Here is a 16,068-nt window from a genome sequence, read left to right on the forward strand (position 1 = left end):
AAAAGGTGATAAAGAGCAGCCCTCTTATCACCTTTTTTTAAAGAGAATTGCTTAAAAGCAATAATAAATGGAAAAACAATAAGTATACGTACATACGGAAAATACAAGGAGGCAATTAACATGGCTGTAACAGCTCAAATGGTTAAAGAACTACGTGAAAAAACAGGTGCTGGTATGATGGACTGCAAAAAAGCACTTACAGAAACAAACGGCGACATCGAAAAAGCAATCGATTTCCTTCGTGAAAAAGGTATCGCTAGCGCTGCTAAAAAAGCAGACCGTATCGCTGCAGAAGGTACTACTTACATCGCTGTAGAAGGTAACGAAGCAGTAATTCTTGAAGTGAACTCAGAAACTGATTTCGTTGCTAAAAACGAAGGTTTCCAAGTGCTTGTTAAAGAACTTGCAGCACATCTTCTAAGCAGCAAGCCTGCAACTGTAGAAGAAGCTGTAGCTCAAAACATCACTGAAGGAACTACTGTTGAATCTCACATCAATGCTGCTATTGCTAAGATTGGCGAAAAGCTTTCATTACGCCGTTTTGAAATCAAATCAAAAACAGACAGCGACGCTTTCGGTGCTTACCTTCACATGGGCGGACGCATCGGTGTTCTAACAGTATTAGAAGGCTCTACTGATGAGTCTGCAGCTAAAGATATCGCTATGCATATCGCTGCACTAAACCCTAAATACGTTTCTCGTGACCAAGTTTCTCAAGAAGAAGTGGAACACGAAAGAGAAGTATTAACTCAACAAGCTCTTAACGAAGGCAAACCAGAAAACATCGTTGCAAAAATGGTAGAAGGCCGCCTTGGCAAATACTTCGAAGATGTTTGTGTTCTTGACCAAACTTTCGTTAAAAACCCAGACCAAAAGGTTCGTCAATTCGTTGAGTCTAAAGGTGCAACTTTGCGTGAGTTCGTTCGCTACGAAGTAGGAGAAGGAATCGAAAAACGCGAAGATAACTTTGCTGAAGAAGTAATGAACCAAGTTAACAAAAAATAATATTTGTCGGATTCAATATAGGAACACTCCTGTGTTCCTTATATTGTGTATCATTCATGAAATGGTTAGTTGATTGGATGCGCTCTTCTTCCAAAACCACTGCTTTTTCCATCTTGGAAGATAAGCAGCATGGAATGGCTAAAGAATGGTGTTTCGACAAGTTTAAGAAGGGGAGCACATTGTGTTCCCTATTTTTAAAGACATTTAATACATACGGAGGTTTCCATGAGTAATCCAAAATATAAACGTGTTGTTCTAAAATTAAGCGGGGAAGCTTTAGCTGGCGAAGCTGGTTTTGGCATTAATCCTGCTGTCATCAAAAATGTAGCGGAGCAAGTGAAGGAAGTTGCTGAACTAGGTGTAGAAGCTGCCGTTGTAGTCGGCGGCGGGAATATTTGGAGAGGCAAAATCGGTGAGGAAATGGGCATGGACAGAGCAAATGCCGATTATATGGGAATGCTTGCCACTATCATGAACTCATTAGCCTTGCAGGACAGTTTAGAACAATTAGGTATTGAAACACGTGTACAAACATCAATTGATATGAGACAAATAGCTGAACCTTACATCAGAAGACGTGCGATTCGCCACCTAGAGAAAAAACGTGTTGTTATTTTCGCTGCAGGAACTGGAAATCCGTACTTCTCCACAGATACTACTGCTGCATTAAGAGCTGCTGAGATTGAAGCAGAAGTTATCTTGATGGCTAAAAACAATGTGGACGGAGTTTACTCTGCAGATCCTAGAGTAGATAAAAACGCAACTAAGTATGATCAGCTGACTTATTTTGATGTGATTAAAGATGGACTTGCTGTCATGGATTCAACTGCATCATCCCTATGTATGGATAACGATATTCCACTGATTGTATTCTCTATTATGGAAGAAGGCAATATTAAAAGAGCAGTTATGGGTGAAAAAATCGGAACATTAGTAAGGGGGAAAAAATAATGCCAAAACAAGTCATTTCAAGTACAAAGGAAAGAATGGATAAAGCAATCCAAAGCTATTCACGTGAACTTGCAAGCATCCGTGCAGGAAGAGCTAATGCAGCCCTTCTAGATCGCATCAATGTGGATTACTACGGAGCGCCAACACCAGTAAACCAACTAGCTGGAATCAGCGTGCCGGAAGCAAGACTGCTTGTCATTCAGCCTTACGATAAATCAATTCTAGGTGAAATCGAAAAAGCTATTCTAAAATCAGATATTGGGTTAAACCCAACGAATGATGGTAATATCATTCGCCTGACTATCCCAATGCTTACAGAAGAACGCCGTAAGGAACTGGTTAAAAACGTTAAAAAAGAATCAGAAGAAGCGAAAATCGCTATCCGTAACATCCGCAGAGATGGGAATGACGATTTGAAAAAGCTTGAAAAGAACGGTGAAATCACAGAAGATGCTTTGCGTGGTTACAGTGATGATATTCAAAAGCTTACAGATGATTACATTACAAAAGTGGATGCATTGACAAAAGAGAAAGAAAAAGAAATTCTAGAGGTATAATAGAAAGTTTGCTGCCAAAAAGGGAAGCGAATTTGAATTTACCAAAGCCTTTTTCACTCTTTCTCTCGCTAAGGAAGATATAATGCAGACTTTAATGGTTGCATGCCAGAGATGAATTCAATTAAGATTTCGTAACCTCTCGGGTAGCCAGTGCTTTCTCATCTTATTCCAGTAATAAGGTAGCGTTAAAGCTTCTGGGCAAGAGGGTGCGTAAAAGACCCTGTTTTATATGCCTGAATGATTGGTTAGGGCTTTGTCTAAACTAAAGAACCCTCTATTATTAGGGGGTTTTTCGCTTTATTATAAGCTATTTGTATTTTTGGTTGCTTATGCAGTCTAGTTTCCTATAAGATATAAAGGGAACATTGTAAGCCTACCCTCACTGTTTTTGCGCATACAAGGAATGTGGATGTTTTTCTACTTATATAAGAAAAAGCTAAAGTAACATAAGAAGGATATAATTGATGTGAGAGGATCTACTTTGGAGGAACAATAGTATGTTTAACAAATTAAGGTTATGGAAGACGGGGACCACTACTAATACTCTCCAAGACCAGATAAGCAAAATAAAGCAGCAGAAAGTTCCGGAGCATGTCGCTATCATAATGGACGGCAATGGCAGATGGGCTAAAAAAAGAAAGCTGCCAAGGATAGCTGGCCATCATGAAGGAATGAAATGTGTCAAACGCATTACGAAGATGGCTGATGATTTGGGGATAAAAGTTTTGACCCTATATGCCTTTTCAACAGAAAATTGGAAACGGCCGAAAACGGAAGTTGATTATATCATGTCACTGCCTGAACAGTTTTTAGGAACCTTCTTGCCGGAGTTAATTGAGAAGAATGTTCGCGTGACTGCCATTGGATATAAAGAAAAGCTTCCGGAACATACCTTAAAAGCATTGGATAATGCAGTGGAAAAAACAAAAAATAATACTGGCTTGAATTTGAATTTCGCTTTGAACTATGGGAGCAGATCGGAAATTCTTCAAGCGGTAAGCAACATCGTAAAAGATTGTCAAAACGGAAGTATGGAAGCAAAGGACATTACAGAAGAAGTCTTTTCATCTTATTTGATGACAGGCGGACTGAATGATCCGGATTTGCTGATTCGCACAAGCGGCGAAATCCGTATAAGCAACTTTATGCTGTGGCAGCTTGCCTATACAGAGCTTTGGTTCACAGATGTCCTCTGGCCGGATTTCAAAGAGGAGCATTTAATCGAAGCTATTGAAGTATTCCAAAGTCGCCAGCGGCGTTTTGGAGGAGTCTAATAAGGGTTGTGAATGTATGAAACAGAGAACTATTACAGGAGTGATTGCGGCAGCTATTTTTATCCTGTTTATCTTGCTTGGCGACATGCCATTGGTGCTGTTTACATTTTTAATTGCGGCCATTGGTTTATACGAGCTGCTGAAGATGAGAAAGCTTCCGCTTTTATCTTTTAGCGGCATTCTTTCCTTGCTGGTGACATGGATATTTATATTGCCAGATCAATACAGCGGTTTTCTAGCACATTGGAACTTGTCAAAAACAGAAATAGGCTTGCTTGCCATCATGCTTTATTTAAGCTATATGGTTGCATCTAAAAACAAATTTACTTTTGATGATGTCGGCTTTTCCGTCCTTTCTGTCCTTTATATGGGTGTCGGTTTTCATTTTTTTGTGCAAATTTCAAATAATGATCTGACTATCCTCGTTTACTCATTATTTATTATTTGGGCGACAGATTCAGGTGCTTATTTTATTGGACGAGCTATCGGAAAAAGGAAGCTTTGGCCGGAGATTAGTCCGAATAAGACTGTTGAAGGCTTTATCGGAGGCATTGTTTGTGCCGTTATCGTTTCAGTTCTATTTTATGTGTTTGGCTACATAGAATGGTCTATAATACCGTTTATTACAATCATCTTGTCTATTTTTGGACAAATTGGTGATTTGGCAGAATCTGCGCTTAAACGCCATTACGGTGTTAAAGATTCTGGTAAGATTCTTCCGGGACATGGCGGCATCCTGGATCGTTTTGACAGTTTACTGTTTGTTTGGCCGCTGCTGTATTTTATTTTAGATATAGTAGGTAAGATATAATCAGCATTTAAGTTTGAAAAATGCTGTGAATTTACGAATGAAGAAATATAGCAACATGGTCTGGGAGTGAGACAGTGAAACATATCAGTTTATTAGGTGCAACTGGTTCGGTAGGAACACAGACGCTGGATGTCATAAGAGAACATCCCGATAGCTTTAAGCTTGTCGCCTTTTCTTCAGGCAGAAATATAGAGCTGACAAGGCAGATCATCGCAGAATTCCAGCCAGCATTAGTATCGGTTACTGAAAAGGAAGACTGCGACAAATTAAAGGTTGAGTTTGCTAATACCAAGTTTACGTTTGGTCAGGAAGGTTTGGTAGAGGTAGCAGTCTTTGACAAGGCGGACATACTGGTGAATGCTGTGCTTGGAAGTGTCGGTTTATACCCCACTTTACAGGCAATCGAAGCAAAAAAGACAATTGCAATTGCCAATAAAGAAACATTGGTGACAGCTGGTCACTTGGTGATGGAAGCAGCGAAAAAGAATAATGTTCCCATCCTCCCTGTTGATAGTGAACATTCAGCTATTTATCAATGCTTGCAAGGTGAAAAAGAAAAAAATATTGAACGCTTAATCATAACAGCCTCAGGCGGCAGCTTCCGTGATTTATCGAGAGCAGACCTGCAGCATGTGACAGTAGAGGATGCCCTAAAGCATCCAAATTGGTCAATGGGTGCGAAAATCACGATTGATTCTGCAACAATGATGAATAAAGGCTTGGAGGTTATCGAGGCATTTTGGTTATTTGCATTGCCTTATGATCAAATTGATGTCTTATTACATAAGGAAAGCATCATCCACTCTATGGTCGAATTCCATGACAGCAGTGTCATTGCTCAGCTTGGCACACCAGACATGAAAGTGCCTATTCAATACGCGCTGACATATCCGGACCGCCTTCCCCTTCGATCGTCAGAACGTCTCGATCTTGCAAAAATCGGGAAACTGCATTTTCAGGAGATGGATCTTGAACGGTTCCGCTGTCTGCATTTCGCGATTGAAGCGGGCAAAGCCGGCGGTACGCTGCCAACCGTTTTAAATGCTGCCAATGAAGTGGCTGTTTCCAGGTTCTTGAAAGGGGAAATCAGCTTCTTGCAAATTGAAGAGCTGATTGAAAGAGCGTTGAACAATCATCGTCTTATCGCTAATCCAAGCCTTGCCATTATCCAAGAGGTTGATCAAGAAACGAGAAAAATTGCAAGCACACTTCTATAAAAAGGTGGTTATATATTGTATACAGTAGTTGCTTTTATTATCATTTTTGGTGCGTTAGTGTTTTTTCATGAGCTCGGACACTTCGTATTTGCAAAAAGGGCAGGTATCCTGTGCCGTGAATTTGCAATTGGATTCGGTCCAAAAGTCTTTTCTCAAAAGAGAGGAGAAACAACGTATACCATTCGTCTTCTTCCATTAGGCGGATTTGTCCGCATGGCTGGGGAAGACGCTGAAATGATTGAAATTAAAGCAGGACATCGGATTGGGCTGCTTTTTGGCAAAGATGGATCAGTGGAGAAAATCATTCTTAATAACAAAGAAAAGTATCCGAATGCAAGAATAATTAATGTTGAAGCTGCCGACCTAGATCACGATTTAACGATCAAAGGTTATGCAGAAGATGATATGAATGAAGAGCTGCAAGTATTCCGAATTCATAGAGAAGCGGTTATCATCGAAAATGGCATTGAAACACAAATTGCGCCATATGATCGTCAATTCAATAGTAAAACTCTATGGCAACGCACATTGGCTATCTTTGCAGGGCCGATGATGAACTTTGTTCTAGCTTTCGTTGTGTTTGTTATCATTGCTTTAACACAAGGAATGCCTTCCAATGAGCCGAAGCTTGGCAAATTGACAGAGGATGGTGTAGCAATCACTGCAGGCTTAAAAGAAGGAGATACCGTATTAAGTATTGACGGACAATCTGTTTCTTCTTGGGAGGATGTTGTCTCTATCATTCAGAAGAGCCCAGGTGAAGAGCTTGAGTTCCTGCTTGTCCGAAACGGGCAGGAAATGACTGTTGACGTTACGCCTAAAGAAACGGAAGTGGAAGACGGAGAAAAGATCGGATTAGTTGGTGTATACAGCCCGATGGAAAAATCCCCGTTAAAAGCATTCCAATACGGTGTAACAGAAACCTATACATGGACGAAAACGATCATTGGAGCAGTCGGTAAACTGGTAACAGGACAATTCTCCATCGATGCGTTAAGCGGACCTGTGGGAATCTATAAATCAACGGATACGGTCGCTCAATCAGGTATATACTCATTGATGAGATGGGCGGCTATCTTGAGCATTAACTTAGGTATCATGAACTTGCTGCCGCTGCCGGCTCTTGACGGCGGAAGATTGATCTTCTTTGCTATTGAGGCAATCAGAGGCAAGCCGATTGACAGGCATAAAGAAGGAATTGTTCACTTTGTTGGCTTTGCATTGCTGATGCTGCTAATGATTGTGGTAACGTGGAACGATATTCAGCGTTTCTTCCTTAAATAATCAATTAGTTAATCTGTGAATGGGTGAGGAGAAAATAGACCTCACCTTCATTCGTGATTTGTTTGAAAATAAAAATAGAGGTGCTAAATAATGAAGCAAAGTAAAATGTTAATCCCGACTTTAAGGGAAGTGCCAGCAGACGCAGAAATTAAAAGCCATCAGCTGCTTTTGCGCGCAGGCTATATCAGGCAGAATGCGAGCGGAATATATTCTTATTTGCCATTAGCAAATAAAGTGCTGAAAAAGATTGAACAAATTATCCGTGAAGAAATGGATAATTCAGGATCAGTCGAGCTGCTAATGCCTGCTATGCAACAAGCAGAACTTTGGCAAGAGTCTGGCAGATGGTATTCTTACGGACCAGAATTAATGCGTCTAAATGACCGTAATAATCGTGAATTCGCCCTCGGTGCAACACATGAGGAAGTAATCACAAGCCTAATTAGGGATGAAATTAAATCATATAAGCGTTTGCCTTTATCTCTTTATCAAATTCAAACGAAATTCAGAGATGAAAAGAGACCAAGATTCGGGATTTTACGTGGCCGTGAGTTCATCATGAAGGATGCTTATTCCTTCCACAGCTCTCACGAAAGTCTTGGGGAAGTGTATGATGCAATCTTCCAGGCATATTGCAATATTTTTGAAAGATGCGGTTTGAACTACCGTGCTGTTATTGCAGACAGCGGCGCTATGGGCGGAAAAGATACGCATGAATTTATGGCACTTTCCGATGTTGGAGAGGATACAATCGCTTATTCAACAGAATCAAACTATGCAGCTAATATTGAAATGGCACCAGTGCTTGCTGTATATGAAAAAGAGGATACACCTCAAGGCGAGCTTGAGAAGGTAAAAACAGAAAACGTTAAAACAATCGAGCAAGTTTCAGCTTTCTTGAATGTTTCAGAAAATAAATGCATCAAATCACTTCTATTTAAAGTGGACGACAAGCATGTACTTGTATTAGTTCGCGGAGATCATGAAGTGAACGATATTAAATTGAAAAACTTGCTTGAAGCATCAACTGTCGAGCTTGCTGATGCGTCCGAAACAAAGAATATTCTAGGCTGCAGTGTTGGTTCACTCGGACCAATCGGCGTTAAAGATGTGGAAGTAATTGCAGATAATGCGGTTCAATATGTTGTTAATGGTGTTTGCGGAGCAAATGAAGAAGACTATCATTATACGAATGTAAACCCAGAAAGAGACTTTGCTGTAAGTCAATATGCTGATTTGCGCTTCATTCAAGAAGGGGATGTTTCTCCAGATGGAAAAGGTACAATCGTGTTTGCAAAAGGAATTGAAGTAGGTCATGTCTTTAAACTAGGAACTCGCTACAGTGAAGCAATGGGTGCGAGCTATCTGGATGAAAATGGCCGTTCTCAGTCTATCATCATGGGCTGCTACGGTATCGGTGTGTCTAGAACAATGGCTGCAATCGTTGAGCAATTTAATGATGAGAGAGGCATCGTTTGGCCAAAAGCAATCGCACCATTCGATCTGCATCTGATTACAGTTAATGCTAAGGACGAAGCTCAAACAGAATTGACAGACAAGCTATATAATAGCTTGAAGCAAAACCGTTATGATGTGCTTGTTGATGATCGTGCGGAAAGAGCGGGAGTAAAGTTTGCAGATTCTGATTTGATCGGTTTGCCAATTCGTATTACTGTCGGCAAAAAAGCGGCAGAAGGAATTGTAGAACTGAAAGAAAGAAGCAGCGGCGAGGTTCATGAGGTTCATGTTGATAATCTGCTTGAGACTCTTGCAAAGCTTTCCAACTAAGTTTTACAGCTACAGCGACAAGCTGTAGTTTTTTTTTATGGTGTAAATAGGCTGCCAACCGTTCTTTAAATTGCCAACATTTAAGCAGCCTTTTATTCAATAAGAAAAAATAGATTATGATATAATGTAGCTTGGTAGAGCACCAATAAAAGAAATATAGAAAAGTAAGGGGAGAACAAATGGCAGAAATAGAAGGGAAATTGGAACGATTTCAATTGCTATTGCAGCAGCTTCAATTAACAGATGATGCGATTGTTACCCATTTTCGTAACGCTAAAATAGATAAAATAGTCATTGAAAGAAAAGCGAAAAAATGGCATTTCCATTTCGCGTTTGAAAGCATTATTCCTTATAACATTTATCAATTGTTCACAACTAAACTTGTCAGCAATTTCGAGCATATTGCAACAGTGACATTCAATATAAATGTTCAATCAAGCCTTGCTGATGAAATACTTATAAGGGATTATTGGTCTGCATGTATTGAACAAATGCAGGGAATTGCACCGCCGCTCATTAAATTGCTTAATGAACAAGTGCCGAAAATTCAAGGCAACAAGTTGACGATAACAGTCAATAACGAAATGGAAGGACTGGCTATTAAGCGCAAATATGCTGATTTAATTTCAAATGCTTATCAGTATTTTGGTTTTCCAGCTATGATGATCGATACAGAAGTGGCAACTCAAGAGACGAATGACGCATATGCCCAGTTCCTTGAAGCGAAAAGACTGGAAGATCAAGAAAGAGGAAAACAGGCCATGCTTGATATTCAGAAGATGGAGGCTGACAAAGAAGCTGGCGATGCGAGCATTCCATCAGGTCCGCTTACAATCGGCTTAACAATTAAGGATGACAGCGACTACCGCCGACTTGAGGAAATTGTCGATGAAGAAAGACGAGTGACAATTGAAGGATACGTGTTCTTCGCAGAGACGAAGGAGCTTCGCAGCGGCAGAACATTGCTGACATTCAAGATTACCGACTACACTAGCTCCATCATGGTGAAGATGTTCTCAAGAGACAAGGAGGATGCAGCGTTATTCCAGCTTGTTAAAAAAGGAATGTGGCTAAGGGCGCGAGGCAGCATTCAGAACGATACCTTTGTCAGAGACTTAGTGATGATCGGGAATGACTTAAATGAAATAAAGCCAGTCGAAAGACAGGACACAGCTAAAGAAGGCGAAAAAAGAGTCGAGCTTCATCTCCATACTCCAATGAGCCAAATGGATGCTGTTTCGTCTGTTGGAGCGCTTGTCGGCCAGGCGAAAAAATGGGGTCATAAAGCGATTGCTATAACCGATCACGCAGTTGCCCAATCCTTTCCGGAAGCCTTTGGTGCCGGAAAGAAAAATGGCGTGAAAATCCTTTACGGAGTCGAAGTGAATCTAGTCGATGACGGTGTGCCGATTGCATATAACGAAAAGGATCTGCATTTAGAAGATGCAACATATGTCGTGTTTGACGTAGAGACAACTGGGTTATCTGCTGTTTACAATACAATCATTGAATTGGCAGCGGTGAAGATTCATAACGGAGAAATTATCGACCGCTTTGAATCATTTGCAGACCCTCATCACAGATTGTCGGCAACTACCATTAATCTGACTGGGATTACAGATGATATGGTCCAAGGTGCGCCAGAGATTGGTATCGTCCTGCGCAAATTCAAAGACTGGGCTGGAGACAGCATACTTGTTGCTCACAACGCTTCCTTTGATGTCGGATTTATTAATGTCGGCTATCAAAAGGCTGGAATGCCAAAATCAGATAATCCTGTCATTGATACATTGGAACTAGGAAGATTTTTGTATCCAGAGATGAAAAACCATCGATTGAACACACTTGCGAAAAAGTTTGATATTGAACTGACACAGCATCACCGTGCCATTTACGATGCAGAAGCAACGGGATATTTAGTGTTGAAAATGTTGAAGGATGCACAGGAAAAAGGCATCACCAATCATAATCAGCTTAATGAGAATATGGGACAAGGCAATGCCTATCAAAGAGCCCGTCCATATCATTGCACACTGCTAGCCCAAAATGATGTTGGTTTGAAAAACCTATTCAAGCTAGTCTCAATTTCTCACTTGAATTATTTCTACCGTGTGCCGCGCATACCGCGTTCTGTCCTGCAAAAGCACAGAGAAGGATTGCTTGTCGGCTCGGGCTGTGATAAAGGAGAAGTATTTGAGGCAATGATGCAAAAAGCGCCGGAAGAAGTGGAAAGTGTGGCGCCGTTTTATGATTATCTGGAAGTAATGCCGAAAGAAGTATATGCCCATTTAATTGAAATGGAGCTAGTACAAAATGAAAAGGCCCTTGAAGAAATCATCGGAAATATCACAAAGCTCGGTGAGAAACTTGATATACCTGTTGTCGCAACAGGAAATGTCCATTACCAAAACCCGAACGACAAAATTTACAGACAAATACTCGTCGGTTCTCAAGGCGGAGCTAACCCGCTGAACAGGCATAAACTTCCTGATGTTCATTTCAGGACTACAAATGAAATGCTTGACGGCTTCCGCTTTTTAGGAGAAGACAAAGCAAAGGAAATCGTCGTTGCCAACAGCAATAAGATTGCCGATATGATAGATGAAATCAAGCCGATTAAAGATGACTTGTACACACCGAAAATTGAAGGCGCAGATGAAGAAATGCGCGAAATGAGCTACAGCATGGCCCGAAGAATATACGGGGACGAATTGCCAGAAATCGTAGAGGCAAGGCTAGAGAAAGAGCTGAAAAGTATTATCGGCCATGGATTCGCCGTTATCTACTTGATTTCTCATAAACTGGTGAAGAAATCATTGGATGATGGATACTTGGTAGGATCACGTGGATCTGTCGGATCATCCTTCGTTGCCACAATGACCGAAATCACAGAGGTTAATCCGCTTCCGCCTCATTACGTTTGTACAAGCTGTAAGCAATCAGAATTCTTCAATGACGGATCAGTCGGTTCAGGCTTTGATTTGCCAGATAAGGACTGCCCGAATTGTGGAATTAGATATAAAAAAGACGGACATGATATTCCGTTTGAAACCTTCCTTGGGTTTAAAGGGGATAAGGTACCTGATATAGATTTGAACTTTTCCGGGGAATACCAACCAAAAGCCCATAACTATACAAAGGTGCTGTTTGGTGAGGAATATGTTTACCGTGCAGGAACGATAGGTACTGTCGCAGATAAGACAGCTTACGGATATGTTAAGGCGTATCAGCAGGATAATAACCTGCAAATTAGAGGTGCGGAAATTGATCGGCTTGCATCAGGCTGTACTGGTGTAAAACGTACTACAGGTCAGCATCCAGGGGGAATTATCGTAGTACCTGATTATATGGATATTTACGACTTTTCACCTATTCAATTCCCGGCAGATGATAGAAATTCTGAATGGAAAACGACTCACTTTGACTTCCATTCCATTCATGATAACCTGCTTAAGCTTGATATACTTGGACACGATGATCCGACTGTTATCAGGATGCTACAGGATTTGAGCGGGATTGATCCGAAAACCATTCCGACAGATGATCCGGAAGTAATGAAAATCTTCAGCGGTACGGAGTCACTTGGTGTTACAGCGGAACAGATTAATTGCAAAACAGGTACTTTTGGAATACCAGAGTTCGGAACTAAATTCGTCCGACAAATGCTTGAGGATACAAAACCAACTACATTCTCAGAGCTTGTCCAAATCTCTGGACTTTCACATGGTACAGACGTTTGGCTCGGCAATGCACAAGAGCTTATCCACAATAATATCTGTAACCTGAGTGAAGTTATCGGCTGTCGTGATGACATCATGGTTTACCTGATATACCAAGGTTTAGACCCGGCATTTGCCTTTAAAATCATGGAAAGTGTCCGTAAAGGTAAAGGTCTAACTGATGAGATGGAAGAGGAAATGCGTAAAAATGAAGTGCCGGAATGGTACATTGATTCTTGTAAAAAGATAAAATATATGTTCCCGAAGGCGCATGCTGCGGCTTACGTCCTCATGGCCGTAAGGATTGCCTATTTTAAAGTGCATCTTCCGCTTCTTTACTATGCAGCATACTTCACAGTAAGAGCAGAAGATTTTGATGTAGACGCCATGGTGAAAGGCGCCCAAAGCATTAAAGCAGTTATAGATGAAATCAGCGGCAAAGGTCTTGATGCATCTACTAAGGAGAAAAACTTGCTTACAGTTATGGAGCTTGCTTTCGAAATGGTAGAGCGAGGATTCTCTTTCCAAAAAGTCGATTTATATAAATCAAGTGCTTCTGAATTCATTATTGAAGGAAATACTCTTATTCCGCCGTTTAACAGTATTCCAGGCCTTGGAACAAATGCGGCATTGAATATTGTGCGTTCAAGACAAGACGGCGAGTTTCTGTCTAAAGAAGATTTGCAACAGCGCGGAAAAGTGTCTAAAACTATCATGGAGTACTTGGATAACCATGGCTGCTTAGCTGACATGCCGGACCAAAACCAGCTGTCACTATTCTAAGACAGTTTGTTAATTTAGGGAAAAGGCAGGCGGAGCCTTGCTGTATCAGAGTTCTATTTGCATAAATAGTGCGGTTATGGTATAGTTTAGTTGGAAATACTAAAGATAACTTTCGCGAATGGAGAGTGGGGCAACCCACTCTTTCCTATTGTACGCACCTTTTTACGGGTGGTATTTTCTATTTGGAAAGCGAAAAATTATTAAACAGGTTAGACAAGAAAAGCATGCTTGAACAGTCTGCATTCTTGCCTCAATAATTGTTCCTTGCTTAAGGAGGGAAAAAGTTTGAGCAAAGTAACAGGGATAGTCGAAGAAATGGTTAACCCAATATTAGAAGATCTTAACTTAGAACTAGTTGACATTGAGTATGTAAAAGAAGGTCCTAACTACTTTTTGCGCGTCTTCATTGATAAGGACAATGGTGTAGATATTGATGAGTGTGCTGCGGTCAGCGAAAAGCTAAGCGAAAAACTGGATGAACTGGATCCGATTCCAGAAAACTATTTCCTAGAGGTTTCTTCTCCTGGTGCCGAAAGACCTTTGAAGAAGGATAAGGATTTCCAAAAGGCAATTGGGAAAAATGTACATATTAAAACATATGAACCGATTGACAACGAAAAAACCTTTGAAGGAATCCTTACAGGTTTTGATGGCAATGTTGTCACAGTAGAAGTGAAAATCAAAACTAGAAAAAAAACCATTGAAATTCCTTATGAGAAAGTTGCTAAAGCTAGGCTTGCAGTGAGTTTCTCGTAAGAAATACGAAGTGCTTTGGCAAAATTTTATAGCAAAGCACTTTTGCACTTATTTTATTTTTGCGTCAAGCCCTTAAACCTTCGACACTTAATAGTCAGGCCCGACTTCTAGTACTGACTCGTAAGTTGTTTGGTTTGGTCAAAGGGCTTCCGCTCTATATTTTCCGTTGAGGTTAAAGGGGGATACACTCTCATGAGCAGTGAATTAGTAGATGCTCTTGTATTGCTTGAGAAAGAAAAAGGAATTTCGCGTGATGTAATTATTGAGGCTATTGAAGCCGCACTTATTTCTGCATACCGCCGAAACTTCAATCAAGCACAAAATGTTCGCATAGATTTAAATTTAGGTTCAGGTACAATGCGTGTATTTGCACGTAAAGAAGTGGTGGATGAAGTTTTTGATCCGCGTTTGGAAATTTCATTGGAGGATGCTCAAAAGGTAAATCCAAACTATGAAGTGGAAGATGTCGTGGAACTGGAAGTGACTCCAAAGGACTTCGGCCGAATTGCTGCGCAAACAGCTAAACAAGTTGTTACACAGCGTGTTCGTGAAGCGGAAAGAGGAATCATCTATTCGGAATTCATCGACCGTGAAGAAGATATTATGACAGGTATTGTTCAGCGCCAAGACAGCAAGTTCATTTACGTGAGCTTAGGAAAAATCGAAGCGATTCTACCTGCAAATGAGCAGATGCCAAATGAATTTTACAAGCCTCATGACCGTATTAAAGTATTTTTGACGAAAGTTGAAAAAACAACAAAAGGTCCACAAATTTATGTGTCTAGAACACATCCTGGCTTGCTAAAAAGATTGTTTGAAATGGAAGTTCCAGAAATCTATGACGGCACTGTAGAAATTAAGTCTGTTGCTCGTGAAGCTGGTGACAGATCTAAAATCTCTGTACACTCTGAAAATGAAGAAGTAGATCCAGTAGGTTCATGTGTTGGCCCTAAGGGAACTCGTGTTCAGACAATTGTTAATGAACTTAAAGGGGAAAAAATCGATATCGTCCAATGGTCGCAAGATCCAAAGGTGTTTGTTGCTAATGCTCTAAGCCCATCTAAAGTGTTGGAAGTAATTGTAGATGAGGAAGAAAAGGCAACAACTGTTATCGTTCCTGATTATCAGCTTTCATTAGCAATCGGAAAAAGAGGTCAAAACGCTCGCCTTGCTGCTAAGCTGACTGGCTGGAAGATTGACATCAAATCTGAAACAGATGCAAGAGAAGCTGGGATTTATCCAACTGAAGCTTCGCTGTTAACGTTTGATGACAATGATGAGGAAGAAGAGGATTTTCGCTTAAATAGTGAAGATTTAGATTGATTGGGGTGAATGAGTGTGAACAGCAGAAAAAAAGTACCAATGCGCAAATGTGTTGCTACAGGTGAAATGAGACCAAAAAAAGAACTAGTTCGCATCGTTCGCTCGAAGGAAGGTCTAGTATCTGTTGATTTAACTGGAAAGAAATCAGGACGCGGAGCATATCTTTCTAAGGATAAAGAAGCAGTGCTTTTAGCCAAGAAAAAGAATATTCTAGGAAATCAGCTTGACGTTGCAATTGAAGATTCTGTATACGACGAGCTGCTTGATTTAATAGAGAAGGAGCAAGGACAATCCAAATGAACAATAATCAATGGATGTCATTACTTGGCTTAGCATATCGAGCGCGGAAAATTACCTCTGGTGAGGAACTTACCGTAAAAGAAATTAGAAGCGGAAATGCAAAACTAATATTATTGTCGGAAGATGCTTCACAAAACACGGCCAAAAAAATAATGGACAAGTGCCATTCCTATAAAGTGCCGTTTAAAATGGTACCTAACCGGGAAGTGCTTGGACAGTCAATAGGCAAAGAAGCAAGAGTGGTTGTCGCTGTTTTGGATAATGGATTTGCAAAAAAACTTTTAACGCTGCTCGATTAAT

At 40.6% G+C, this 16,068-nt stretch carries 13 protein-coding genes; all 13 read left to right on the plus strand.

The features are described from left to right. Positions 1–120 precede the first annotated feature (120 nt). The 13 genes from tsf to ACLIJJ_RS08985 all read left to right on the plus strand — a co-directional run bounded on the left by tsf (position 121) and on the right by ACLIJJ_RS08985 (position 16,067). The gene (gene tsf, locus ACLIJJ_RS08925; protein WP_233314373.1) at positions 121–1,005 is read left to right on the plus strand and encodes a translation elongation factor Ts; all 885 of its coding nucleotides are present in this window, start codon (positions 121–123) and stop codon (positions 1,003–1,005) included. 225 nt (positions 1,006–1,230) lie between these two features. Next, positions 1,231–1,956 carry a UMP kinase gene (gene pyrH, locus ACLIJJ_RS08930; protein WP_233314372.1) on the plus strand — a complete coding sequence of 242 codons (726 nt, stop codon included), beginning with the start codon at positions 1,231–1,233 and terminating at the stop codon, positions 1,954–1,956. Further along, the gene (gene frr / locus ACLIJJ_RS08935) at positions 1,956–2,513 is read left to right on the plus strand and encodes a ribosome recycling factor (protein ID WP_233314371.1); all 558 of its coding nucleotides are present in this window, start codon (positions 1,956–1,958) and stop codon (positions 2,511–2,513) included. Before pyrH ends, frr begins: the two co-directional genes overlap by 1 nt. Positions 2,514–3,010: 497 nt before the next feature. Next, entirely contained in the window at positions 3,011–3,787 is a 777-nt protein-coding gene (gene uppS / locus ACLIJJ_RS08940) for an undecaprenyl pyrophosphate synthase (RefSeq protein WP_411410761.1), read from the plus strand. Between the two features lie 16 nt (positions 3,788–3,803). After that, the gene (locus tag ACLIJJ_RS08945; RefSeq protein WP_233314369.1) at positions 3,804–4,598 is read left to right on the plus strand and encodes a phosphatidate cytidylyltransferase; all 795 of its coding nucleotides are present in this window, start codon (positions 3,804–3,806) and stop codon (positions 4,596–4,598) included. Positions 4,599–4,672: 74 nt separating this feature from the next. Continuing rightward, positions 4,673–5,815 (plus strand): 1-deoxy-D-xylulose-5-phosphate reductoisomerase, encoded by a 1,143-nt coding sequence (gene dxr / locus ACLIJJ_RS08950; RefSeq protein WP_233314368.1) that lies wholly within the window; start codon positions 4,673–4,675, stop codon positions 5,813–5,815. A gap of 15 nt (positions 5,816–5,830) precedes the next feature. Beyond that, on the plus strand, positions 5,831–7,099 hold the full coding sequence (gene rseP / locus ACLIJJ_RS08955) for an RIP metalloprotease RseP (protein ID WP_233314367.1): 1,269 nt from the start codon (positions 5,831–5,833) through the stop codon (positions 7,097–7,099). Positions 7,100–7,189: 90 nt separating this feature from the next. Beyond that, positions 7,190–8,887, plus strand: coding sequence for a proline--tRNA ligase (locus tag ACLIJJ_RS08960; RefSeq protein ID WP_237941193.1), 1,698 nt, complete (start codon positions 7,190–7,192; stop codon positions 8,885–8,887). Positions 8,888–9,066: 179 nt separating this feature from the next. Then, positions 9,067–13,389, plus strand: a complete 4,323-nt coding sequence (locus tag ACLIJJ_RS08965; protein ID WP_233314365.1) for a PolC-type DNA polymerase III — start codon at positions 9,067–9,069, stop codon at positions 13,387–13,389. A gap of 285 nt (positions 13,390–13,674) precedes the next feature. After that, on the plus strand, positions 13,675–14,145 hold the full coding sequence (rimP, locus tag ACLIJJ_RS08970; protein WP_233314364.1) for a ribosome maturation factor RimP: 471 nt from the start codon (positions 13,675–13,677) through the stop codon (positions 14,143–14,145). A 192-nt stretch (positions 14,146–14,337) separates the two neighbouring features. Further along, a complete protein-coding gene (nusA, locus tag ACLIJJ_RS08975; protein WP_233314363.1) occupies positions 14,338–15,468 on the plus strand; it encodes a transcription termination factor NusA in 1,131 nt (376 codons plus the stop codon). A 15-nt stretch (positions 15,469–15,483) separates the two neighbouring features. Continuing rightward, on the plus strand, positions 15,484–15,768 hold the full coding sequence (rnpM, locus tag ACLIJJ_RS08980; protein WP_233314362.1) for an RNase P modulator RnpM: 285 nt from the start codon (positions 15,484–15,486) through the stop codon (positions 15,766–15,768). Continuing rightward, a complete protein-coding gene (locus ACLIJJ_RS08985; RefSeq protein WP_233314361.1) occupies positions 15,765–16,067 on the plus strand; it encodes a YlxQ family RNA-binding protein in 303 nt (100 codons plus the stop codon). Before rnpM ends, ACLIJJ_RS08985 begins: the two co-directional genes overlap by 4 nt. The last annotated feature ends 1 nt before the right edge of the window (position 16,068 follow it).

It is taken from the genome of Niallia laureatilytica (assembly GCF_046613985.1).
GTDB lineage: Bacteria > Bacillota > Bacilli > Bacillales > Cytobacillaceae > Niallia.

Bases quoted from the DNA above. Each gene is read 5' to 3' on its own strand.
- ACLIJJ_RS08945 (WP_233314369.1), top strand. From the start codon at position 3,804: ATGAAACAGAGAACTATTACAGGAGTGATTGCGGCAGCTATTTTTATC.
- pyrH (WP_233314372.1), top strand. From the start codon at position 1,231: ATGAGTAATCCAAAATATAAACGTGTTGTTCTAAAATTAAGCGGGGAA.
- uppS (WP_411410761.1), top strand. From the start codon at position 3,011: ATGTTTAACAAATTAAGGTTATGGAAGACGGGGACCACTACTAATACT.
- nusA (WP_233314363.1), top strand. From the start codon at position 14,338: ATGAGCAGTGAATTAGTAGATGCTCTTGTATTGCTTGAGAAAGAAAAA.
- tsf (WP_233314373.1), top strand. From the start codon at position 121: ATGGCTGTAACAGCTCAAATGGTTAAAGAACTACGTGAAAAAACAGGT.
- ACLIJJ_RS08960 (WP_237941193.1), top strand. From the start codon at position 7,190: ATGAAGCAAAGTAAAATGTTAATCCCGACTTTAAGGGAAGTGCCAGCA.
- ACLIJJ_RS08985 (WP_233314361.1), top strand. From the start codon at position 15,765: ATGAACAATAATCAATGGATGTCATTACTTGGCTTAGCATATCGAGCG.
- frr (WP_233314371.1), top strand. From the start codon at position 1,956: ATGCCAAAACAAGTCATTTCAAGTACAAAGGAAAGAATGGATAAAGCA.
- ACLIJJ_RS08965 (WP_233314365.1), top strand. From the start codon at position 9,067: ATGGCAGAAATAGAAGGGAAATTGGAACGATTTCAATTGCTATTGCAG.